This window comes from Psychrobacter sp. DWR1-2-3 (genome assembly GCF_049896465.1).
Taxonomy (GTDB): domain Bacteria; phylum Pseudomonadota; class Gammaproteobacteria; order Pseudomonadales; family Moraxellaceae; genus Psychrobacter; species Psychrobacter maritimus.
On sequence record NZ_JAFCUJ010000003.1, the window covers coordinates 15,898 to 40,044 of the forward strand.

Annotated in this window: 20 protein-coding genes; 3 read left to right on the forward strand and 17 right to left on the reverse strand. The window is 44.9% G+C overall.

Annotation, left to right across the window (positions count from 1 at the left end; all coding sequences use genetic code 11):
- Position 1: 1 nt before the first annotated feature.
- Positions 2 to 937 (reverse strand): hypothetical protein, encoded by a 936-nt coding sequence (locus ACP7AA_RS06425; protein ID WP_426222996.1) that lies wholly within the window; start codon positions 935 to 937, stop codon positions 2 to 4.
- Between the two features lie 51 nt (positions 938 to 988).
- Positions 989 to 1,792, reverse strand: a complete 804-nt coding sequence (locus tag ACP7AA_RS06430) for a sulfite exporter TauE/SafE family protein (RefSeq protein WP_426223270.1) — start codon at positions 1,790 to 1,792, stop codon at positions 989 to 991.
- A gap of 178 nt (positions 1,793 to 1,970) precedes the next feature.
- Between ACP7AA_RS06430 and ACP7AA_RS06435 the strand changes: the two genes are divergently transcribed.
- Positions 1,971 to 2,921: a biotin--[acetyl-CoA-carboxylase] ligase gene (locus ACP7AA_RS06435; protein WP_426222997.1), complete on the forward strand. Its 951-nt coding sequence runs from the start codon at positions 1,971 to 1,973 to the stop codon at positions 2,919 to 2,921.
- A 37-nt stretch (positions 2,922 to 2,958) separates the two neighbouring features.
- Positions 2,959 to 3,687 (forward strand): pantothenate kinase, encoded by a 729-nt coding sequence (locus ACP7AA_RS06440; protein ID WP_426222998.1) that lies wholly within the window; start codon positions 2,959 to 2,961, stop codon positions 3,685 to 3,687.
- Between the two features lie 104 nt (positions 3,688 to 3,791).
- On the opposite strand, the gene ACP7AA_RS06445 is transcribed toward ACP7AA_RS06440, so the two are convergent.
- The 11 genes from ACP7AA_RS06445 to ACP7AA_RS06495 form a co-directional block, all read right to left on the reverse strand.
- On the reverse strand, positions 3,792 to 4,979 hold the full coding sequence (locus tag ACP7AA_RS06445) for an isovaleryl-CoA dehydrogenase (protein ID WP_426222999.1): 1,188 nt from the start codon (positions 4,977 to 4,979) through the stop codon (positions 3,792 to 3,794).
- A 353-nt stretch (positions 4,980 to 5,332) separates the two neighbouring features.
- Complete coding sequence (locus ACP7AA_RS06450) at positions 5,333 to 6,253, reverse strand: hydroxymethylglutaryl-CoA lyase (protein ID WP_426223000.1); 921 nt, start codon at positions 6,251 to 6,253, stop codon at positions 5,333 to 5,335.
- A gap of 36 nt (positions 6,254 to 6,289) precedes the next feature.
- On the reverse strand, positions 6,290 to 8,401 hold the full coding sequence (locus ACP7AA_RS06455; protein ID WP_426223001.1) for an acetyl/propionyl/methylcrotonyl-CoA carboxylase subunit alpha: 2,112 nt from the start codon (positions 8,399 to 8,401) through the stop codon (positions 6,290 to 6,292).
- A 145-nt stretch (positions 8,402 to 8,546) separates the two neighbouring features.
- Positions 8,547 to 9,341 carry an enoyl-CoA hydratase/isomerase family protein gene (locus tag ACP7AA_RS06460; protein WP_426223002.1) on the reverse strand — a complete coding sequence of 265 codons (795 nt, stop codon included), beginning with the start codon at positions 9,339 to 9,341 and terminating at the stop codon, positions 8,547 to 8,549.
- Positions 9,342 to 9,595: 254 nt separating this feature from the next.
- A complete protein-coding gene (locus ACP7AA_RS06465; protein ID WP_426223003.1) occupies positions 9,596 to 11,206 on the reverse strand; it encodes a carboxyl transferase domain-containing protein in 1,611 nt (536 codons plus the stop codon).
- Positions 11,207 to 11,350: 144 nt separating this feature from the next.
- Positions 11,351 to 13,105 (reverse strand): AMP-binding protein, encoded by a 1,755-nt coding sequence (locus ACP7AA_RS06470; protein WP_426223004.1) that lies wholly within the window; start codon positions 13,103 to 13,105, stop codon positions 11,351 to 11,353.
- Positions 13,106 to 13,435: 330 nt separating this feature from the next.
- The gene (locus tag ACP7AA_RS06475) at positions 13,436 to 14,668 is read right to left on the reverse strand and encodes an FAD-dependent oxidoreductase (RefSeq protein ID WP_426223005.1); all 1,233 of its coding nucleotides are present in this window, start codon (positions 14,666 to 14,668) and stop codon (positions 13,436 to 13,438) included.
- A 234-nt stretch (positions 14,669 to 14,902) separates the two neighbouring features.
- Complete coding sequence (locus ACP7AA_RS06480) at positions 14,903 to 15,685, reverse strand: amino acid ABC transporter ATP-binding protein (protein WP_201562444.1); 783 nt, start codon at positions 15,683 to 15,685, stop codon at positions 14,903 to 14,905.
- Between the two features lie 122 nt (positions 15,686 to 15,807).
- Positions 15,808 to 16,479, reverse strand: a complete 672-nt coding sequence (locus tag ACP7AA_RS06485) for an ABC transporter permease subunit (protein WP_426223006.1) — start codon at positions 16,477 to 16,479, stop codon at positions 15,808 to 15,810.
- Positions 16,476 to 17,222: an amino acid ABC transporter permease gene (locus ACP7AA_RS06490; RefSeq protein ID WP_183619867.1), complete on the reverse strand. Its 747-nt coding sequence runs from the start codon at positions 17,220 to 17,222 to the stop codon at positions 16,476 to 16,478. The genes ACP7AA_RS06485 and ACP7AA_RS06490 overlap by 4 nt, the downstream gene beginning before the upstream one ends.
- A 95-nt stretch (positions 17,223 to 17,317) precedes the next feature.
- On the reverse strand, positions 17,318 to 18,301 hold the full coding sequence (locus tag ACP7AA_RS06495) for a glutamate/aspartate ABC transporter substrate-binding protein (RefSeq protein WP_426223007.1): 984 nt from the start codon (positions 18,299 to 18,301) through the stop codon (positions 17,318 to 17,320).
- A gap of 408 nt (positions 18,302 to 18,709) precedes the next feature.
- Here ACP7AA_RS06495 and ACP7AA_RS06500 point away from each other — a divergent pair, with 408 nt between their 5' ends.
- Positions 18,710 to 19,690, forward strand: a complete 981-nt coding sequence (locus ACP7AA_RS06500) for an Hsp33 family molecular chaperone HslO (RefSeq protein ID WP_201624731.1) — start codon at positions 18,710 to 18,712, stop codon at positions 19,688 to 19,690.
- Positions 19,691 to 19,840: 150 nt separating this feature from the next.
- Here ACP7AA_RS06500 and ACP7AA_RS06505 read toward each other — a convergent pair whose 3' ends face one another.
- From ACP7AA_RS06505 to ACP7AA_RS06520, 4 genes are all read right to left on the reverse strand, one after another.
- Positions 19,841 to 21,307: an alpha/beta fold hydrolase gene (locus ACP7AA_RS06505; RefSeq protein ID WP_426223008.1), complete on the reverse strand. Its 1,467-nt coding sequence runs from the start codon at positions 21,305 to 21,307 to the stop codon at positions 19,841 to 19,843.
- 341 nt (positions 21,308 to 21,648) lie between these two features.
- The gene (locus ACP7AA_RS06510; protein ID WP_426223009.1) at positions 21,649 to 22,362 is read right to left on the reverse strand and encodes a fumarylacetoacetate hydrolase family protein; all 714 of its coding nucleotides are present in this window, start codon (positions 22,360 to 22,362) and stop codon (positions 21,649 to 21,651) included.
- A 63-nt stretch (positions 22,363 to 22,425) separates the two neighbouring features.
- Positions 22,426 to 23,151 (reverse strand): ABC transporter permease, encoded by a 726-nt coding sequence (locus tag ACP7AA_RS06515; RefSeq protein ID WP_149490594.1) that lies wholly within the window; start codon positions 23,149 to 23,151, stop codon positions 22,426 to 22,428.
- Between the two features lie 12 nt (positions 23,152 to 23,163).
- Positions 23,164 to 23,913, reverse strand: coding sequence for an ABC transporter permease (locus ACP7AA_RS06520; RefSeq protein ID WP_201562301.1), 750 nt, complete (start codon positions 23,911 to 23,913; stop codon positions 23,164 to 23,166).
- Between the last annotated feature and the right edge of the window lie 234 nt (positions 23,914 to 24,147).

A 24,147-nucleotide genomic window follows, 5' to 3' on the forward strand; every position in this document is an offset into this window, starting at 1 on the left:
GTCATAAGTGCATAAACGATTTTGATTGAAGGCTTTGATTGAAACCCTTGAGTAGTTTTTGCTCGACTTGGCAAACCTCATTGTCATTCAAATAATGATTATTAAACTCAATCAGCGACTGCCAAGAGATACTAGTAACTTCTAAATTAGCCGCTAATTTCAATAACTCAGGCTGTAATAAGTGTTGGTATTTCTCTGGCTTGCTTTGACACATAGCTATTTCTTGATTAATCATACTTTGCTTATCTTCCTTTACCACACTGCCGCCGATAAACAGTAGTAAAAACTTTGCACCTTTATCAATAAAGCCTATTTCTAATAAATACTTATACATTAAGCAGTACTTTAATATTTGGTCACGGTTTTTCTTGCCATCAAGCTTCAATTCATTGGCAATCAATATATTCGCCTGATGATTGTAAGATAGGTTATCCATGGACATAGATTTTAATTCGGTACTAAATTCAAAAATACCACTATTGCCGTGTGTTGACCATGAGCCACATTGTTCAAATTTAATGAATTGCCCATAAAATGAGTTTAGATAAATATCACTACATAAACTTAGAAAAATATCGAACTCTTTATTTAGATAATCCTCAGAAAAGAACTTTACGCGGCGCACCGCTTCCCTAGCATTGCAAATACCTATCGTTTGCATTGAATAAGTTTCCAATTGCTCAGACTCACTCATTTTTTGATTCAACTTTTTACTCACAGCTTGCTTGATTTCTTGCAGACTCTTGTCTTTCATCTCTGGAACTGTTGCCCATTCAATAATTTGGTTAACATATTGCTTTTTGCTAATACCAAGAACACGCTGTGGTTGCCATACTAGAAACTCTACCATATTGGACAAACCAGTCGTCCATGGTATTTCATCTTTTAAATGGCTGATTGAGCCAAATACACGGCGATACTTTTCTGCAGCTTTCATTCAATAGTATTCCTAAATTAGTGTTCTAATTTTTATTTAAATTTGAGAGTATTAAATCACCCCAATTCCACTTAACAATAACTGCCCGCCAGCAAATAATAACAATATGCCAAAAGCACGCTTAAGCGTGAGCGCAGGTAATACATGAGCAAGCTTGGCACCAACTTTTGCCATCGCGAAACTAACGACGGAAATGCATAAAAATCCTGTGATATGGACAAAGCCTATCGTACCCTCAGGTAAATTGACCACGTCTTGACCGAACCATGCAAAGCCTGCCGCGCCAGCCAACGCAATCGGCAAACCACAAGCAGCTGAAGTGCCGACTGCTTGCTTCATCGGCAGTCCTGCCCAGTTTAAAAACGGTACGGTCAAACTGCCACCACCAATGCCAAAAATAGATGACGCCATACCAATGCCCGTGCCCGCGCCAAACTGCACACCAGCTGACGGTAACGGCTTACCTAACTGCTCTTTGTTAGAGAAGAACAGCATTTTTAACGCGACCAATAACGCCCCGACACCGATGATGGCTTGCAGCACTTTACCGTCAATCATATCGGCAATGCCTGCCCCAACTAGACTGCCGATAACCAAGCCGAGTGCCATTTTGCGCCATACTTCCCAGCGTACACCGCCGCGCTTATTATGCGCAGTCAATGAGCTAATCGAAGTCACAACGATGGTCGCCAAGGAAGTGCCAATCGCCAAATGAGTCACCACTTCAGGAGGGAAATGATACGCAGTAAAAATCCATACCAATGCTGGCACGATAATCATGCCGCCGCCGACGCCAAACAAACCTGCGCTGACGCCAGCAAACGCTCCTGCAATGACAAACCACACATACAACATCATAGTACTACCTTTTATAATGGTTATTTTTAGATGATAATAACCAGCGCCTTCTCGTCATTAGTATTCAAGTCGTGACAATTCTGCCGATGGCTGTCATTTTTAAAATTGCCTTAGTATATCAAATGATATCTTAAAGACTCGATTAAACCTTATATGAACTACAGCGACTAAATTTATGCCGTTATCTATATCTATGCCGTCACCAGCCAATTATTCCGTCCATTTACCCGAACTTACCCATCGTCATGTGACCAGCAGCGCCTCTACCAATAGTGAGCTGATAGACGCTGTGCAAGATGCTACGCTTGACGCTACTGAGTTGCATCTATTAACGGCTGAGACCCAAAGCGCAGGGCGTGGACAGCGTGGTCGTTCATGGCAATCACCGCGCGGCAATGTCTATCTGTCGTTATACCATCCAGTACACATGCCTATTAGCGGTTTATTATCGTTAATTATCGGCGTCGAGTTGGCAAAAACGCCTATTATTCAAATGGTAAATAAACAATTACGCGCGCAAGGTTTAACCCTTATCGGCGTGAAATGGGCCAATGATTTGGGCTTTTATCAAAATTCATCTGAAGCAGATAAAGCTGAACCAGACACGCAAATTATTCAATTTAATAAGCTTGCTGGTATTTTAATTGAACCCGTTTGGAAGGCAGGAAAATTGGTTGGTGTGGTCATGGGCGTTGGGTTGAATGTACAAGCCACGCCAAAGCTAACCGCACAAACTTGTGAAGGCATGAGCTATCAAGCGATTAGCTTACAAGATATTTATGGAATGCTGGAGTCAGATAATGCGAACAGTCTACCAACCTTACAAACGCTTTATCAGCAAATTAGTGAAGCGTTACTGGCGGCTATGACACGCTTTGAGCATTTTGATATAGAAAGACCCACTGGGCATACCTACTATCTGGATAGCTTTTTGCAAGAGTTTGCGACGATGGATGCACTGGCAGGTCTGCGATTACGTGTCAGCCAAGACCATGATGATAATTTGCATGTCATCACTGGTGACGCCTGCAGTATTGATACAAACGGCTGTTTGCAATTGCGTGAAGATGACGGTAAGATTTCTGCGCTTTTTACCGGTCGTATTGATGTGATTCGTGAGGCTTAAACCACATACTTAACGAGCACTATATAAAGGGATTTTTATGCTCTGGTTAGATCTTGGCAATACCCGTCTTAAATACTGGCTCACCGATGATATCGGGCAAATAGTCGCGCACGATGCTAAGCAGCATTTGCAAGCGCCGGCCGAATTACTCATGGGTCTGACCGATCGTTTTGAGCGTTATGCGCCCGACTTTATCGGTATATCGTCTGTACTGGGTGACGAGCTCAACGTAAAAGTATCAGAAACGTTAAGTCGCCTTAACATCCCGTTTGAGTTTGTCCATGTTGATGCTGAACACCCATTGATGCGTAGCGCCTACAATGACGAGCAGCTCGGCTGCGATCGTTGGCTACAGATGCTGGGCGCAGTTGATAAGAAAAAGCGTCAATGCGTGATTGGTTGCGGTACAGCGGTGACGATTGATTTGATTGATCACGCTGAGCACTTAGGGGGTTATATTTTCCCAAGCATCTATCTGCAACGTGAATCACTATTTTCAGGCACCAAGCAAATCACCATCTCTAACGGTACGTTTGATAGCGTCAGTCAGGGAGTTACCACGCAAGATGCGGTCCATCGCGGGATATTATTGTCCATCGTTGGTGCGATCAATGAGATCAGTAACCGTCATCCCAACTTTGAAGTCATTATGACGGGTGGTGATGCAGCCATCATCGCGCAACACGTCAACCGCCCAGTGCGCCTGCGTGATGATTTACTATTAAATGGTCTTGCGCGCTATTTTGATCATAGTAAACAGGCATGATGACTGAAAAATTTTTATAAGTTAGAAATTAAAAAAGCAGGACGCTTAAAACGTCCTACTTTTTTGTTATAACTAATACCTAAATACTTTTACCTAAACATTTGCTATTTCGTCTCGTTAAACAGTTCGCGACCAACCAACATCCGGCGAATTTCACTGGTACCTGCGCCGATTTCATAGAGCTTAGCATCACGCCAGTAACGACCAAGCGGATACTCATTGGTATAGCCATTACCGCCAAAAATCTGGATACCCTCGCCTGCCATCCAAGTGGCTTTTTCGGCACACCATAAAATCACACTGGCGCAATCTTTACGCACTTCTCGACTGTGACCAGCGCCGCGTTGATCGAGCATATCCAAATTCTTGCCAACGGTATATAAGAAGCTACGCCCCGCTTGCAGGATGGTATACATATCTGCAACTTTACCTTGGATGAGTTGGAACTCACCAATCGCTTGACCAAACTGCTTACGATCATGGATATAAGGAACGACGTTATCCATCACGGCTTGCATAATACCGATAGGACCAGCTGCTAATACCGCGCGCTCATAATCAAGACCGCTCATCAGTACCTTAACGCCTTCATTGAGACCGCCCAAGATATTTTCGCTTGGTACGGTCACATTGTTAAAGGTCATCTCGCCAGTATGGCTACCACGCATGCCAAGCTTATCGAGCTTTTGCGCCGTACCAAAACCTTCCATACCTTTTTCAACGATAAAGGCTGTCATGCCTTTGCCGCCTAGCTCTGGATTGGTCTTAGCATAAACCACCATCACATCCGCATCGGGACCATTGGTAATCCACATCTTGCTGCCATTCAGCACATAGCTGCCGTCTTTCTCTTCGGCTTTTAGCTTCATACTAACGACATCTGAGCCAGCACCGGTTTCACTCATTGCCAATGCACCGATGAACTCGCCGCTGACCAGCTTTGGTAAGTACTTTTGTTTTTGTGCTTCACTGCCATTACGTTTAATTTGGTTGATACACAGATTAGAGTGCGCACCATAGCTCAGCGCTACAGAGGCAGAAGCACGGCTAATCTCTTCCATCGCGACCATATGAGCAACGTAACCCATGTTAGAGCCGCCGTACTCTTCAGGAACAGTGATACCATGCAAACCTAAATCACCCATTTTTTGCCATAAATCCATTGGGAACTCATCGCTGCTGTCAATCTCAGCCGCACGCGGGGCAATTTCTTTCGCTGCAAACTGCTGTACCACATCACGTAATGCATCAATATCTTCGCCAAGCTGAAAATTCAATCCAGGTAAACTCATAACTATTCCTTGTATTTTGATGTTTTAAATATTAAATATTAAATGTTAATTTGTCTTTAAAGCCATTATATTTTCAGCGCATTTAGGGCGTGTTGAACATTCATAAATGAACACTGCTTATCGCTAAAATTGTTCCAGACACGGCGCAAGTCGAAGATTATGTTGATACCTTAGCTAGACTTGCAACACAGTATGGGGCAATTTTAGCATCAGCCTAAAAGGACAGGACTATTTTTTGCCGTTCCTTTGATAAAAAGAGACGCTTAGAATGACTAAACTTACTATTTTTATCTTTGAATCGCCTAAAAAATAGTCTCTGTCAGTGCCATGATCGAATGTTCAACACGCCCTAATTAGGACTGACGCTTATTAATAATGGCTCGCGCTACGCTTGACCCATTGCGGCGACCGAGAAAGTCACTAATACGCTCACCAGCCACAACCAACTTGTCTAAATCAATGCCAGTGCTGATACCCATACCATGCAGCATATAAACTACGTCTTCAGTTGCGACATTACCCGTTGCGCCTTTGGCATACGGGCAGCCGCCAAGTCCAGCCACTGAGGTATCAAATTCACTGACGCCCATTTGTAAAGCGGCTAAAGTATTACTGACAGCTTGACCATAAGTATCATGAAAATGACCTGATAGCATAGCGATGTCGGCATATTCTAATGCGGCTTGTAGCGCGCGCTGCACTTTCAGCGGCGTACCAACACCAATCGTATCGGCAATACCAATTTGCTCTGAGCCAATCTCAAGCAAGCGCTTAGTGACATACGCCACTTGGCTTGGGTCAATCTCGCCTTCATAAGGACAGCCGACGGTACAAGAGATAACGCCGCGGACTTTGATGCCCTGCGCTTTTGCCGCAGCGGCAACGGGTGCAAAACGCTCGATACTCTCGTCAATACTGCAATTGATGTTTTTTTGACTAAAGGTCTCACTGGCTGAGCCGAAGATAACGATTTCATCAGGACGATGCACAATAGCATTTTCAAAACCGCGCATATTGGGCACGAGTACCGAATAACAAACATCGGCATGGCGTGTGGGCTCTAAAGCTTCGAGCAGTGCGCTATTGTCGCCCATTTGTGGCACCCACTTTGGCGAGACAAAGCTGGTCGCTTCGAGTTTTTTGACGCCTGCTGCGATTAAATCGTTGATCAGCCTTTGTTTAACCGCAGTCGGTACCGTCATTGCTTCGTTTTGCAAGCCATCACGTGGACTGACATCAACGATGGTGACGTGCTCTGGATACGAATGGCTCATGGTTATTATCCTTTCATTGTTCTTAAACTTCAGTTCTTAAGCTTCGCTAGCTTCAGTATCGATACGCAGTAACTCATCACCATCAGCAACCGAGTCGCCCGCCGCAAATAATAACTCTGCTACCACACCATCAGTCGGCGCGGTAATGGTATGTTCAATTTTCATCGCTTCGATAACGGCGAGTGGCTCGCCTTTTTTCACGCTATCGCCGACAGCCACTTTGAAGGCAACGACCTGCCCTGGCATTGGTGACTTCAAACTACCGACCGCTGCAGACTCTTCGCCCACATGTGCCATAATATCAATTAGCGTAATCTCGTCCCGACCGCTATCTGTGAACACATAAACGGTCTCATTATGTACCCAACTTTGAGCACTAATACGTGCGCCTTCTAACCATAAAGTATGATTGTGTGCGTCACTGCTGGCGTAGCTGACTTCACTTTCATAAACACTCTCTGTCTGAGCGGCTACATTGACATTATCTTGAGTGTCGTTACTCGCGATCTCTTTTTCAATGACCAACGTAAAGCTGCTGGTATTTTCAGCACCCTTTTTACTATCAGAATAATGGGCATTGTGCCAATTGCTAATACGTGCTTGGTACGCTTGCTTATCATAAACCAAGCTAAACGATCTCGCATAAGCGTTATAAGCACGGAAACCAGTAGGCTTACTAAACGGATCTGCATCTGCGTCTGGTGCAATCCCTTCACTGGCAAGCTGCTGGGCGATAGCAGTCACAACAAGCGTCGATAACTCAAGCGGATGCTGGTTAAATAGCTTATCACTCTCACGTTCTATCAAAGCTGTATCTAGATTGGCTTGACTAAATGACTCGGTATTAAGAATGTAGCGCAAAAATGCCACGTTAGTTGGCAAGCCAACGATGCGCGTTTGTCCCAATGCGCGATCAAGTTTCGCCAATGCTTGCTCGCGAGTGGGCGCATGAACGATAAGCTTAGCAATCATAGAGTCGTAGAACGGGCTAATCACATCGCCCTCGCGTACCCCGTCATCGATACGTACATTAGTAATGTTAAAGGTACTATGTTCAGGTTTTTGATAAGTAAATAAAGTACCTGTCGCTGGCAAAAAGCCATTGTCAGGGTTTTCAGCACAAATACGCGCTTCAATCGCATGACCATTAATCGCCAGCTCATCTTGCTGCTTAGGTAATGGCTTGCCCGCTGCGACCAAGAGTTGCCACTCGACCAAATCGACACCCGTAATGGCTTCACTAACCGGATGCTCAACTTGCAGACGGGTATTCATCTCCATGAAATAAAAATTCATAGAGCCTTCGCGCTGCTCAACGATAAATTCAACCGTGCCTGCACCGAAATAATTAACCGCACGCGCCGCTTCGATTGCCGCTGTTCCCATCGCTTCACGCATGGCAGCGTCAACGCCGGGAGCTGGCGCTTCTTCTAACACCTTTTGATGGCGGCGTTGTACCGAGCAATCACGCTCAAACAGATGCACGTAGTTGCCATGCGTATCACCAAATACTTGGATTTCGATATGGCGTGGTTTTAGGGCGTACTTTTCAATCAATACTTGGTCATTGCCAAAACTGGTGATGGCTTCGCGGCGACATGAGTCCAACAGGTCAATAAAATCGCTGCTCTGCTCAACGATACGCATGCCTTTACCGCCGCCACCCGCACTGGCTTTAATCAGCACAGGATAGCCAATGCTATCCGCTTGCTGTTTTAAAAACTCGGCATCTTGATTGTCACCATGATAACCCGGTATCAGTGGCACGCCAGCGGCTTCCATCAAACGCTTGGATTCAGACTTGCCGCCCATCGCGCGAATCGCATTAGCTGATGGTCCGATAAAGACCAAACCTGCATCCTGACAGGCTTGCGCAAAATCCGCATTTTCACTTAAAAAGCCATAGCCTGGGTGGATTGCTTGTGCGCCAGTCTCTTTAGCAATCGCAATGATAGCATCGCCTTTAAGATAGCTGTCTTTGGGCGCGGAACCACCCAAATAAACCGCTTCATCACAGACGGCGACATGCTTAGCTTCACGGTCAGCATCAGAATAAACAGCGACGGTGTTTACACCCAGGCGCTTGGCAGTCGCTGCAACACGGCAGGCAATTTCACCACGGTTGGCGATTAGAATTTTAGAAAACATAACTATCCCTGTGTCTTGTCGTTTTTAACATTCGTTTGTGACATTAATAAATAATAAAATATAGGTTGATGTTGACGTGTGACTGTTTTAAAAAATGGCATCTGCTGTTAATTTATCGTCAATTGACTGAAAATCTTTTCTATTATTAATCTGTTGTCAGCCAATCAGGCTTGCGCTTCTGTAAAAAAGCTTGCACCCCTTCCTTACCTTGCTCTGATGAACGAATATCAGCAATGCCTTTGACGGTATCGGCAATCAACTCATCGGTAATAGGTGCGCCCGCGACTTCGTGCAATAAGCGTTTGCAGGTCTTAACCGCGTCGGGGCTGTTTTTAACCACTTTATCGCAAAACGCAGCAACGGCATCGTCAAGCGATTCTTCGCTGACGCGTTCATGGATAAAGCCCAACTGACGCGCCTTTTTAGCATCGAATACTTCCGCACTTAAAAAATAGCGCTGCGAAGCTCGTGCGCCCAATGCCTTTATCACATAAGGGCTAATCGTTGCAGGCGCTAATCCCAAACGCACTTCACTCAAGCAGAAATTGGCAATCTTAACGGCGATAGCTACATCACAAACGGCGACTAGACCCATACCGCCTGCATAAACGTCACCTTGGATAGCAGCAACCGTCGGCTTAGGACATTCATAAATGGTCTTAAGCATTTGTGCTAATTTGTCCGCGTCCGCTAGATTTTCCTCATAGCTATAATCCGCCATGGCGCGCATCCAGTTCAGATCCGCGCCAGCACAGAAGGCTTTACCAGCAGCCGCTAAAACGATAACGCGTACTTGCTCATCATTACCAAGCGTCTTGAAAGCATCGGTCAACTCAGCAATCATTTCGTCATTAAAAGCATTACGTATCTCAGGGCGATTTAAAGTTACCGTCGCGACGTGCTGCTCAATATTGACCAATAGGCTTTTATAATTATTCATATAGGATTTTCTCAATGTTTTGTGATAACTTTTGCATGTCTTTTTTTACAGATAGTTTTGCGTAATGTTCTTTTTTACTTCTAACACCGTCATTCTATCTTCGAAAAGAAATGGGTGACTGGTAGAAATTTTCGTAGCATCGAGCGGCATAGGCACAGCACGCAAGAAAATTTTTTACCAGTCACGTACTGACCTTAGTAACACAGCTTTCATTTTAAACTAAAGCATTCTCTCATCGAAAATATAATACTAATCTACATTCTAAAGACACCAAAACTTGTTTCTTCAATCGGTGCATTGTGAGCCACACTAAGTGCCAATGCCAACACGTTACGCGTATCGGCAGGATCAATAACCCCATCATCCCAGAGACGTGCCGTTGCATAATATGGATGACCTTGCTTTTCATACATATCGAGAATTGGGGCTTTAAATGCTGCTTCGTCCTCGCTACTCCATTCCTCGCCTTTACGGTCGAAATTATCACGCTTGACGGTCGCCAGTACTGAGGCTGCTTGCTCACCGCCCATGACAGAGATACGCGCATTTGGCCACATCCATAAGAAACGTGGGCTATAAGCACGGCCGCACATGCCGTAGTTACCGGCACCGAATGAGCCACCGACGATGACGGTAAATTTCGGCACTTTCGCGTTGGCTACTGCCATGACCATTTTAGCGCCATGACGGGCAATCCCTTCGTTTTCGTATTTTCGCCCAACCATAAAGCCGGTTATGTTTTGCAGGAATATCAATGGGATTTTACGTTTACAGCACAGCTCAATGAAATGCGTGCCTTTTTGCGCCGACTCACTAAACAAGATGCCGTTGTTAGCGATGATGCCAACTGGCATACCTTCAATATGCGCAAACCCACAAACCAGCGTCGTACCAAAGCGCGCTTTAAACTCATCGAAAGCACTGTCATCGACGATACGAGCGATGATTTCTTTGATATCAAATGGCTTACGCTTATCCGTTGGAATAACGCCGTATAACTCTTTGGCATCATAGCGTGGTGGACGTGGTTTGATTTGATTCGGAATTTTCTTAGCAGGACGATTGAGATGACTGACGATATTACGCGCAATCGATAATGCATGAGTATCGTTTTGCGCTAAGTGATCGACCACCCCTGACAGACGCGTATGCACATCGCCACCGCCCAAGTCTTCAGCGGTGACCTCTTCGCCCGTTGCTGCCTTTACCAATGGCGGACCACCCAAGAAGATGGTGCCTTGGTCTTTAACAATAATAGACTCGTCACTCATCGCTGGTACGTATGCACCGCCCGCAGTACAGCTACCCATAACCACAGCAATCTGTGGAATGCCTGCAGCACTCATGTTGGCTTGATTAAAAAAGATGCGCCCGAAGTGCTCTTTATCAGGAAACACGTCATCTTGGTTGGGTAAGTTAGCGCCGCCTGAATCCACCAAATATACACAAGGCAAGTTGTTTTCTTGCGCAATTTCTTGCGCACGTAGGTGTTTTTTGACCGTCATTGGGTAGTAAGTGCCGCCTTTTACCGTGGCATCATTACAGACAATCATACACTCAGTGCCGTTAATACGGCCGATACCCGCAATCACGCCAGCAGCAGGAATATCTTCGCCATACATATCGTGCGCCGCCATCGGAGCCACTTCTAAAAATGGCGTACCGACATCAAGCAAACGCTCGACACGCTCGCGAGGCAGTAGCTTGCCACGTGCTAGATGCTTAGCTCGCGCACGCTCTGAACCGCCTTGGACGACTTTACGCAAGTGCACATATAGGTCATCGACTACCGCTTGCATGGCGGCACTGTTTTGCTGAAATTCAGCAGCGTTTGGACTCAGTTTACTGGTTATGATAGCGCTCATGATATCCCTTTTCTTTTATACGTAAATGCGAGTAGCTTTTTATGTTATGCGAGTTATTTTAACTGTTGTTTATTTTAAGCGTTACTCACATGATTAATCCGTGATTTTCAGGTCTGGTTATTTCATACCTGACAAGCAAGCTTACTATAAGCCTAGCTCTTCTTTCATTTTTTCGATAATTTTATATTTTTGAATTTTGCCAGTGATGGTCATCGGGTATTCGGTCACGAAGCGATAATAGGTCGGCACTTTATAATGAGCGATATGCTCGCTACAGAACTGGCGCACTTCTTCTTCAGTCAGACAATCTGGCTCTTTAGGAATAATCCATGCAGCCAGTACTTCACCATAACGCTCATCTGGGATGCCAACGATTTGCACATCACGAATTTTTGGATGGCGATATAAATAGTTTTCAATCTCAACTGGATAAATATTTTCACCGCCACGAATGACCATGTCTTTACTACGACCAACGATTTTGACATAGCCATCTTCGTCCATAGTGGCCAAATCACCGGTATGCATCCAACCATCTTGAATGGCTTCGCGGGTTTTAAAGCGGCTGCCCCAATAGCCTTTCATCACTGAATAACCACGGGTCAGTAGCTCGCCAGTTTCCCCTAAGGGTACAATCTCGCCCGTTTCGGTATCGACGACTTTAACTTCAAGCGCAGGTTGTACCAAACCAACGGTCGATACTTGCTTCTCAAGTGGCGTATGCTCATTGGTCTGGCAGGAAACGGGACTGGTCTCGGTCATGCCATAAGCAATGGTGACCTCACTCATATGCATCTTATCAATGACACGGCGCATGACTTCAATCGGACAGCTAGAGCCGGCCATAATGCCAGTACGCAAAGTCGATAAATCAAAATTTTCAAATTCAGGATGGTCGAGCTCGGCAATAAACATCGTCGGTACGCCATGCAGACCAGTACATTTCTCTTCTTCGACTGCTTGCAGGACTGACAATGGCTCAAAACCATCATTCGGATAGACGATACAGCCGCCATGCGTCAGAATCGCTAAGTTGCCGAGCACCATACCGAAGCAATGGTATAGCGGTACTGGAATACACAGTCTGTCTTCCTCGGTGAGATTCATGGCCTCACCGATAAAGTAGCCGTTATTTAAGATATTGCGATGGCTTAAGGTTGCGCCTTTTGGCGTCCCTGTCGTGCCACTGGTAAATTGGACGTTAATAGCATCGGTGTTTTTAAGCTGCGCTTGACGCTCAGCAACCCGTGGATCGTTGGCATCGCCTTCCGCCATCCAAGCAGAGAACTTCTGCATAAAACCAAACTCTTCATCAGAGTCTGGCTCATCAATCCAAATGATGCGCTCAATGGTTGGAATCTCGACCAAATCAAGCTGAGTATAATCTTTATGATAAATTTCAGGACACAGCTCACGGATTAGACTGGCATAATCACTGCTTTTGAAATGGCGCATGAGCACGAGTGCTGAGCAGCCGAGTTTATTTAACGCATATTGCAGCTCAAAGGTACGATAGGCAGGATTGATATTGACGAGGATAACGCCAACTTTCGCGGTTGCTAGTTGCATTAAAAGCCATTCAGCATTGTTGTGCGACCAGATACCGATGCGATCACCAATCTCGAGTCCCATCTCAATCATGCTACTAGCCAACTGATTGACATGCTGTTGTAGCTCACGATATGTCCAGCGGATATTTTGATGGCGCACGACCAGTGCTTCGCGCTCAGGATATTTGGAGACGATAGCATCAAAAAAATCACCAATGGTCGCTTCAATCAGCGGCACATCAGGACCTTTATCATAGCTTTGGGTAAGTGGCGCATTTGCTGAGCGCGCGCCCATATTGATGCTGGGGATATTATTTAGAATGGTATCGAAGTCAGAAACTTGAGTCATAACGAGTCCTTTCGTTTTACTTTTTATGGTGCTAATGAGTCGCCTGTCACCCATTCATTGTTCCTTGAACAGGTCTTGACGAGCGTTAGCTACTATACCGCCTTAAATCGAAGGCTGTCAATAATAGTAATACAATATGTATCATTTAATTAGTTACTAAAAATAATTACTCAGTAAAAGATAGCATAAAAGCATGACAAATATTTGACCCAAAAAAGCCAGTTATGCATTTGCTGCATAACTGGTTTTTTGATGAGAGTTAATCTTTGAACCTATTATTAGAATTAGACAACAAATTCTAGATTTAGATAATATTTAGCCCGCTAACGATTAGGCTTTAACCATTGGCGGCGCTTTAATCGTCACCGTCGCGCTGACTGCATTATTCTCATCAAGCAATTCCATAATAAGCTCATCCTCAGTTTCAGTGATTACTTGCCAATTACCAACAGCTTGCGGTACGCCAGTTACCATCACCGATATCGCTTTGTTTTTTAAGCGAATCATCGGCGGCTTATGCTCATAGCCGCCGTGTTCGTGACCTAAGATATCATCAGCAATCGTTGCCGCCTGCGCGCGCAGTGGCGCGACATAACGGCAGGCAACGCCATTGATAGACATACAGTCACCAATCGCATAGATATTATCAGTATTGGTACGCAGCGTTGGCGCATCGACTACGATACCGGTGCGGCGATTGAACTCAACCCCAGCAGCGGTTGGCAATTTATCATCAACGGTCAAGCCCGTACTGGCAATCACATGGTCAACGATTAGTGGTTTAAGAGTCTGAGCTGTATCATTGTCGGTTGCTGCTGCGACCGGCTCATAGCTGACTTGCAATTTACCGTCATTACTACGCATGACATTAGATACTTGATAACCGCCTAAAAAATTAATGCCCTGCGACTGCACTGCTTTGGCAATACGAGCAGTCGCTTGTGGTGGCAGCATTTGCGATAGCGGCGCGTCATTTAAATCAATCAAGGTAACCTTATGACCGGCTTTTAATAAATCTTCGGCAATTTCCGTTCCAACCATACCAGCACCAACGATGGCAACATGCTGACTGCCAGCTGCGAGCTTCTCTTGTAGCTGACCAAAGCGCTCGATATGGTTGACATGCCAAACCAAATCCTCCGGTAAGCTCGATGGAAAGATAGGATGCGCACCCATCGCCAGTACCAATTTCTCATAGCTGATACTGGCGTAATTGGTATAAACAGGGTCTGAGCGCAGCGCCGAGATAAGCTGTATGGTTTGAGCAGTAGCGTCAATATCCGTCACTTGCGTATTGGCAAGTAAGGTAATATTCGCCGCCTCTGCAGCCTCGCTACCCGTTGCCCGCACCAAATCGGCGGCGCTTTTCTGTTGGCTGATTGCCATCGTTAGCATAGGTTTATGATAACGATCGCCATTATCAGAGGTGATTAAGGTAATTGGAATGTCTTTATCCTTTGCACGAATAGCATCAATCACGTGCCATCCTGCCAAGCCTGCACCAATAATCACAATACCTTTAGATGCGTTGCTTGCCGCTACTGTTGGATTTTCTACACTCATATTAGCTCCAATATTATGAATTATTTTAATTTTTAACATATTGACCGTTATTGTATCAGTAAACAGCCATTCACTCACCTATTCCAGTATGTAGCTAGGTAGCCGCTAATGTAGTCATTTGCATCAACATCATCATCGAATATATCAATATAAGATATGCTACAGGCATAAAAAAGCGCCTATAAATAGACGCTTTGGATGATATAAATCTGAATGATATTTTTAATAATACCTTTAATGATTGAGAATTTTAGATAAGAACATTTGCGCGCGGTCACTTTTTGCGCCTTCAAAAAACTCATCTTTACTACAGTTTTCAACAATATGCCCTTCATCCATAAAGATAATCCGATTGGCAACCTGACTGGCAAAGCCCATTTCATGGGTCACGCACATCATGGTCATACCATCACGGGTCAGCTCAACCATCACGTCAAGCACTTCTTGAATCATCTCTGGGTCAAGCGCGGAGGTTGGCTCGTCAAACAGCATGGCTACTGGATCCATCGCCAAAGCACGGGCAATCGCCACACGCTGCTGCTGACCACCGGACAGCTCAGCCGGATATTTTGCCGCTTGTACCGTCAGCCCCACGCGGTCGAGATACGCCATGGCTTTTTTCTTAGCTTCGTCTTCTTTACGACCCAATACCTTGATTTGTGCCACCATCAGGTTATCAATAATGGTCAGATGTGGAAACAATTCAAAATGCTGGAATACCATCCCGACACTGCTGCGCAGTTTGGGTAAATTGGTCTTTGATGCGCCAACCGAGATACCGTTGACCATGATATTGCCTTTTTGAAACGGCTCGAGTCCATTAACGGTTTTTATCAAGGTCGATTTACCACTACCCGATGGGCCACAGACCACCACCACATCACCTTTATGCACATGAGCGCTACAGTCAGTCAGCACCTGAAAGTCGCCATACCATTTACTGACATTAGACATCTCAATGACTATCTCATCACTCGCATGCCCATTATCGGTGACCAGTCCGCCAAATTTATTCATATACGTATCAGCATTATTTACCACTGGCTCATTCATCACTGGCTCCTAACCACATTACTTTCGATAATATTTATTAAATTAAAGTCTTAATCTTAATCTTAAAATACTGCGTTAAATTCACCTTAAAATCTGAGGCGTTTTTGCAGTTGCTGCACGCCGATAGAGGCACTTAAGCTAATGATAAAATAAATAGCCCCTGCACCCAAAATATAAGGCGTTAATAGCCCCATCAGCTCACCACGGACATAAGCGGCGCGGAAGAAATCGGTCAGACCAATGGCAAATACCAACGTCGTATCTTGGAATAAAATAATACATTGCTGCAAAATCAGCGGTAGCATTTTACGAAAGGCTTGCGGCAAGATAACCAAACGCATCGTTTGCCCATAAGTCATACCAAGGGCTTTTCCCGCATTAACCTGCCCGCTACCAATCGATTGAATACCAGCCCGCACCACCTCTGAGAAGTACGCTGCTTCAAACATCATAAAGGCGACGACACACGAGGTAAACGCGGTATCGAGTTGCAGATATTTACCCGCTATCCAAAAATAAATCATCGGTACGGCAAAATAAAACCATAGCAGCACCAATAGTAACGGTACTGAGCGAAAATAATTAACGTATAGTTTGGCAGGAATTTCTAGCGCTTTGATACCCGATAAGCGCATTAAGGCTAGAACCGTTCCTAAGCTGATGCCACCTAAGATAGCGAGAAACAATACCTTTAAAGTGGTCAGCATCCCGCCCATCAAACCGGGATAAGCGGTAGCAAGTTCGGTCATCATATTCATTTTTGACCTCCTGCAATCAGCCCGGGCACACGTAATTTACGTTCTATTAAGCCCATAATAGCAATCAAGGATAGATTAAAGACCAGATAAATAATGGTCGCATAAGTATAAATCTCGAGGCTGTTTTGGGTATATTCACTGATGGTTTTGGTTTGGCTAATCAGCTCCATTACCCCAACGAGGGATGCTACTGAGGCATTTTTAAAACAGTTGGTCAGCTCCGAGCTCAGCGGTGGCAGGATAATTCGAAACGCTTGCGGTAATAGCACTTCTTTATAAGCCTGCGGAATCGTAAAGCCAAGCGCATAAGCCGCATTGACTTGCCCTTCAGGAAGCGATTCGATGCCAGTACGCACTTGTTCGACGATACGCGCCGCGGTAAATAAACCTAGACCTATACTTGCTGACAGCATGGCTGAGGTATTGGGAGATAAGTCTTTATACCACCAGTCCTGTATCGCGGGCGTCAGCCAACCGGGGGCAATATAAAACCAAAAGAATAATTGTACGAGAAGTGGAATATTACGAAAAAACGTCACATAGGCGGTGCCGATGCTACGGGCAGCCTTATTCGGCAAGGTGCGCATGATGCCAAAAATAGTACCAACGACCATGGCTATGGCCCAAGCAATACTGCCAATCAATAACAGCCAGCCTAGACCTGTAATCATCCAATGGATATAAAGCTCGTTACCGATACCGGTCTGCTCAAAGAGCACACCCCAGTTCCAGCTATAATTCATGATTGTCTCTCCAAGCAGCGATTGAAAAGCCGACGCGCCCGATTGACATTGCTATCAATCTGAGCGCGTAAGCAAGCTATGTTGAGGGACAATAATTACTGTGCTGTCGCGACTTTTGGCTGAGCGCTATCATGTGGATTGGCAATCAAGGCTTTTAGATTATCTGACATCTCAAAGTTTAGATTGACATTTTTTGGTGGGATTGGGTTTAAGAACCATTTGTCATAAATGCTATTAATCTCGCCTGAGCTAAAGACATTGGCAAGCGCTTCATCGACCACCGCTTTAAATTCAGGGTCGTCTTTACGCATCATACAGCCATAAATCTCAAATGATTGCGGCGTACCAACGATAACCCAGTCATCAGGATTTTTGGCTTTGGCTTTTTCGCCCGCAAGCAACACATCATCCATCATAAAGGCATCAGCGCGACCATTCTCTAACATCAAGAAGCCTTCGCCATGGTCTTTTGCTGAGATGATATTGGTATTCATTTTCTTATCATCGTTGTACTGACGGATGTAACGCTCTGAAGTCGTACCGGCGGTAGTGACCAAGGTTTTACCTTTTAGGTCTTCAAAATCTTGGATACCTGAGTCTTTTTTGGTCAATAAACGCGTGCCAATTTCAAAGAAACCGTTTGAGAAGGCCACTTGTTTTTGGCGCTCTTCGTTATTGGTCGTTGAGCCACACTCAAAGTCGACCGTGCCGTTTTGTACCAAAGGAATACGAGTTTGCGAGGTGATCAGGTTATAACGAATTTTTAGATCAGGCATATTTAGCTTTTCTTTAACCGCTTCGACCACTTTCATCTCTAAATCATGGGCATAGCCAATCGGCTGATTTGGGTCATCAGCGATATAAGAGAACGGAATAGAAGAATCACGGTGACCGACCACGATAGTGCCTGAATCTTTGATTTTTTGTAGCGTGCCGTTGGCATTTGCTGCCGCTTCTGTCGTGGTCGCCCCATCTGCTGGCGGCGCTTCAGTATTGGTTTGATTGCTATTATTACAGCCCGCCAAACCAAGTGCCACAAAGGCAGCCAGAGTTAAAGGTTTAGAGATTAAGTAGGTCATGAGATACATCCTTTTATCACATTATCACAAAATTAAGAGGGGACTTTGGCGTTGTGTAAGCCATTGCTCGACTTTATGTTGGTCATTAAATAACTTTTCCGCCATGCATCCATGCTGTTGCTGTTATTTATCACTATGCAACTTAATGTTACTGTACAACAATTTGAGCGGTGGGGGTAAACTTTTTTTAATAAGGGCGACTTGCAAAATACTTAAGCTTATCTATCTTAATAGATAGCCAACAAAACCACCACAAGCGTAGAAAATACTACAGGCTATTTAAGCGCTGAATACGAGCCTTTATTTTTAATAAATAACTTAAAATCAGCAAGCAATCTAAGCGCTGTGATTGATAAATCATGATCAATCCCCATAAAGCTAACAACTTCTTAATACTACCTATGACCTATGACACAAGATACTCAAGCCCCAAATACTGAAAGCCAAGCGGTTGTTCAGCACCATGATAACGACGTACGCCAACGCTTTTTTATCGAAGATTCACCGGTGCGCGGCGATGTGGTGCGCCTATCACGCAGTTATGCGACGACGATTGCGCAAAAGCCTTACCCTGAAGCGATTAAGCGCTTATTGGGCGAAATGCTAACGGCAGCAAGTTTGCTAATCAGTACCGTTAAAATAAATGGTCGTTTATCGATTCAGTTGCAGTCATCAGACAGCGACAGCTTACTGAATTGGGCAATGGCTGAATGCGACCAAGACGGTATCATCCGTGCCCTTGCCAGCTGGAAGGGTGATACTGACGAGCAAGTGCAAGCATGGGAAAATATGCTGCATGCCAAAGAAGCGTTTGCGGAATTGGGTGCTGCTGGTCAAGGCGTATTGTTTATCAATATCCAACCTGATGGCGGCGAGCCGTATCAAGGTATCGTTGAGCGTAGCCATGATAATTTGGCGGACTGCTTGGCGCATTACCAAAAGCAATCGGCACAGATTCCAACGCTGATTAACTTAGCCTCTGATGGTTTGCAAGCGGGCGGTATCTTGGTGCAAATGCTGCCTCGTACGGCTGAAGAAACTTATGAAGTCGAGCAAAACCAAGACGCTGGTATCGATGATGATTTATGGACGCGCTTAAGTGTGCTCACGCGTACAGTGAAAGCAGAAGAGCTGACCACGCTTGATACCAACGAGATTCTTTACCGCTTATATAATGAAGAAAAAGTCGTCGCCCCTGACCCTGTGTCTTTATCGTTTGGCTGCACCTGCTCACGCGAGAAGTGTGAAATGGCCATCGAGCAAATCGGCGAAACTGAAGTTTTAGATATCGTTGAAGAGCAAGGTGGAACTTTTGAGATGGATTGCGGGTTTTGCGGTGAAGTCTATAAATTTAATAAAGACGATGTGGCGGCGATTTTCGCTGAGTAGTCTTTAATTTTATTTATTTGATTGTGCGTATTTGATTTTGTTTAATTCAAAAAAACCCTCAAGTGTCATGCTTGAGGGTTTTTGTTTTTTACTATTCCACATTTACGGCTCTAGGCTGATTGAAAGTGATATTAATAATTTAAAAAATGCTTAATCCGCAACTTCATCTATTTCTGGATAAGAGTAAATACGGTCCTCAAGCGCATATTTCGCTTCATGTGCATCGCCTTGGCAGTTAGCTACTAACCAAGCAATGATTTGCTGATGTACCCTATCGTTATAGATTAGATTCATATGATTGACACCATAAAAAATCGCCTTATGACCCTCGGGCACATTCAACGTATGCTCTTCGGTATACTCGCCAAGCGCCGATTCTACCGAAACCAGCCCATCACCGAGTAAGCTTGTGGTCTTAGATTTATAATGCACCTCAACCATAGCTGCCGCGACCAGATAGGTATTTACATGCAAAGGTAAGCGCGTCGGGTGGCGAAATTCTGCGGGCAGCACACTGCGCCCTTCGGCAGATTTCCAGTCCGCATCGCGAATACTGCCATAACGCAAATCAATAATACCTGCACTACGCAAGTCGCCTAACTTGGCTAATGAGCCTGCAAAAGGCAATTTAGCGATTTTATCTTGAACAAAATGACCAATCTGCTCCAAGCTTGCGCCATGATGTGGCGAGCCTAAGGTGATAAGATTGCCAACGCGTTCGACCCAGCTAAAACCTTGTTCTTTACCATAAAATAGCGCGCTACGACTCAGCAAACCGCCCATGCTATGCCCGATTAAATCAAGCTGGGTGATATCGGGATTATTCTCCACCAAATCTTGCAAAACTTTTGCAAAGCTACGCCCGTTACTGGAGATACGTCGACCGGTATTATAGTTCAAATACAAAACCGTCGTGTTTGGCAGCTTGCTACTCAGCGTTTCCGCCAGATTGCCCTCGTCAGCTACTTGCCAGCTTAAGTGACTCATACAAAGCCCGTGACATAAAACAATCACCCGCCCTGACAGTGCATCGCTTTGCACGCGATTGTATTTATCGTATAGCACCATCGATACGGCCAATGGATTATGATGGGTGACAAGGTGATCGCCCATGACGCCGTTTAAAATATTAACCACGCGGCGTAAGTTTTTCGGCAACGGCTGTATTTTTTTGGGCGTTAAAACCGTGTTATAAAGCCGCATCCCTGTGGCGATATTATTGCCGACCATTTGCATCGCCTGACGTACCGTGCCATAAATGCGACCGGTGATACCGCGCTGCCAATGCTCAAGATTGCCTTTATTAAAGCGCCCTAAAGGACGCAATAAAATCTCACGGTGGATAGCTTCTACAATATCCGTGACTTCAACCACGCCCATCGTAGCTAGCTGCGCCAAGCCTTCAAAGAAATCTACCAAAGATATGGGCTGATGCGGTTTGCTATAGCTGTTATCGACCGTTTCTGCGCTTAGCTCATCGACATAAATATATTCAAGTTTCGCCAACTCTTCATAGACATCGCCTTGAAAACCTTCGTCAGTATCCAATTCATCAGGGGGACGCCGAGTGGTAGCAAATAAATCATGAATGCTTTCTAAGGGTCTTGGTTTAAGCATAGTTTTGATACATCGAGCAATTAAGGAGATTTGCCATACTAGCTTGTAAATGCCATAAACAGAAGATAATGATTGAACTATCCCGTATCTTTATTGTCATAGCGGTTACAAGAGTATGAGTATAGATGGTATTTATCGTGTTTTATTTAGCATTTTTTAGGTTGTTACTAAGCAAAATATATCATCATTATGCTCAGTTTTTAACATAAAAAAACCCCAAATAGTATTTGGAGTTTTGATAGTGATTAGCAGTTTTGGCATTAAGAGCTTTGTCATTTAGAGCTTTGTCATTGAAAGCATGGTCATTAATAAATTAACCATTAACCGCTAACTGATATAGCTTACTTCACTTCTACCTGCCATTCATGAGCGCCCAGTTTTAAGCTCAATTGGTCGCCTGCTTGTAAGGCACCAACGCCGCTTGGCGTGCCAGTCATAATCACATCACCTGCTTGCAAGCTAAAAGCGTGACTGATATTTACCAATAACTCATAAACAGGAAATAGCATCAAATCACTATCACCGTCTTGCGTGAGCGCATCATTAATAGTCAGCTGATAATGAATATCTGTGAAATCGCCAAATACTTGCGGGTCAAGCCAATCGCCAAGCACGCAAGCACCATCGAAGCATTTAGCTCGCTCCCAAGGATGACCTTTTTCCTTTAGCTCGGCTTGTAGCTCACGCAAGGTCAAATCTAAACCCAATGTCACACCACCAATCGCTTGCTTGGCTTCTTCAATCGTTGCCGATGATAAGTCTGCGGCTAATTGCACGCACAGCTCAGCCTCGTAATGCGTTTCACCATATAGCGCCGGATTTGGACGTACAACGCCTTGACGGATAGACACCACCGAAGAGGCAGGCTTCATAAACAATATCGGTGCTTTAGGTACTTCATTGCCCAATTCTTCAGCATGCGCCGCATAGTTGCGACCGACGCAGACCACTTTACCGATAGACGCACGTAAACGCTCATTGGCATCGTTAGCACTATTATCATTAACGCCCGCAGCAATCGCATCGGCTAAAGACATATGTGGTGATTGGCTCATATTAGATTCTCACGGCAATTTATAAACATTTAGGAGTAGATTTTTATCTTATATTTACTATTATTAAGGAATCGTATTGGTAACCACATCGGGTGGTACGTAGCTGGCGTGACGATTCATACGCTTTTCAAACAATCTAAAGCTAAATAAGATAACCCACGACAGCAACAGGTAAACCACACCGGCGGCAAAGAACAATTCCATCAAGGTATAAGTCCGCGCACTAATCGTACGAGCAACGCCCGTGATATCCATCAAAGCAATGGTTGATGCCAATGCACTACCTTTTAGCATAAAGATAACTTCATTACTGTAGGCTGGAATCACAATACCAAAGGCACGCGGTAAGGTAATACGCGTCAGCTTCTGCCATTTTGACATGCCAATCGCATCGGCGGCTTCAAGCTCGCCCACAGGAATATTTTGGATAGCACCGCGAATAATTTCTGCCAAATAGGCACTGGTATTGAGGGTAAAGGCAATAATCGCACACCAGTAAGCTTGGCTAAGTACCGGCTCCCATAAAAACGAATTGCGTACCGCTTCAAACTGCCCAAGACCATAATAAATCAGGAATATCTGTACCAGTAGCGGCGTGCCACGGAAAAAGAAGATATATAAAAACGGTAAGACTTGCACTAGCCAATTTTTAGACAGTCGTAATAACGCCAAAATCAAACCAAAAAACAAGCCGATAATACCTGAGAACACGACTAGCTGTACGGTCAATACCGCGCCGTTGAGTAAATCAGGGATATGGTCAAAAATGACCTGCCAATTCCAATCCATAGTATCTCTCCTCTACCCTATGGTCGATTGACTTTGAGTGGTTTGATGGGGGCTAGTTTGACGGCTGAGCTTTTTGGCATAACGCGCCGCCGGATTGGCGCGCCATTCAAGCCACATCATAAAGCCGGTAATCAACATGGTCAGACCCAAATAAATAATCGCCGCTGCCATATAAAAAGTAAACGGCTGCTGTGTCGACTGCGCCGCACGCGAGGACTGATACATGATGTCTTTAAGACCGACAACCGAGACCAAGGCCGTATCTTTAAGCAATACCAAAAACAAATTGCCCAAACCCGGCAGCGCAATTTGCCATACTTGTGGCAAGGTAATACGATAAAAGGTCTGAAAAGGACGCATCCCAATCGCTTGCGCTGCTTCGCGTTGCCCTATTGGAATCTCTTGAATCGACATGCGAAAAATTTCAGTCGCATAAGCACCAAAAGCAATAGACAATGCCATCACCCCGCCCCAAAAAGCGCTAATCTCGACATAGTCATTATAGCCGAACTTTTTGAGGATGCTCATCAGCACGATAGAGCCACCATAATAGATAAACAGCACCAATAGCAGCTCAGGAATCCCGCGCATCGTGGCGGTATAGACCGTCGCAAGCTTACGCAGCAGCCAGATATTAGATAGCTTTGCTGTGGCACCGAGCAAGCCTAAGAACATGCCGATGATCAGACTGGTCATGGCAAGTTTTATGGTGACGGTAGCGCCGCTTAGTAATAGCGCGCCAAATCCTTGTAAATCAAACACAATTATCCACTCAGTCTCTTTATATTAGCAATTTGCAAAATATGAGTTAAAAGAATCAGCATCAATAGCTGAGCGCTGCTGATAATCGTCTGCCAGATCAAATAGACCTTGGCCTTTTGCGTCATAGAGTGACGTCAGATAAATACGATTATTGCGGCGGTAATTGACACAGTAGAAATGAGCGCTGATTTTATCATATTCGCTGCCAGCTATGTTAATACTGACGCGTAAAAG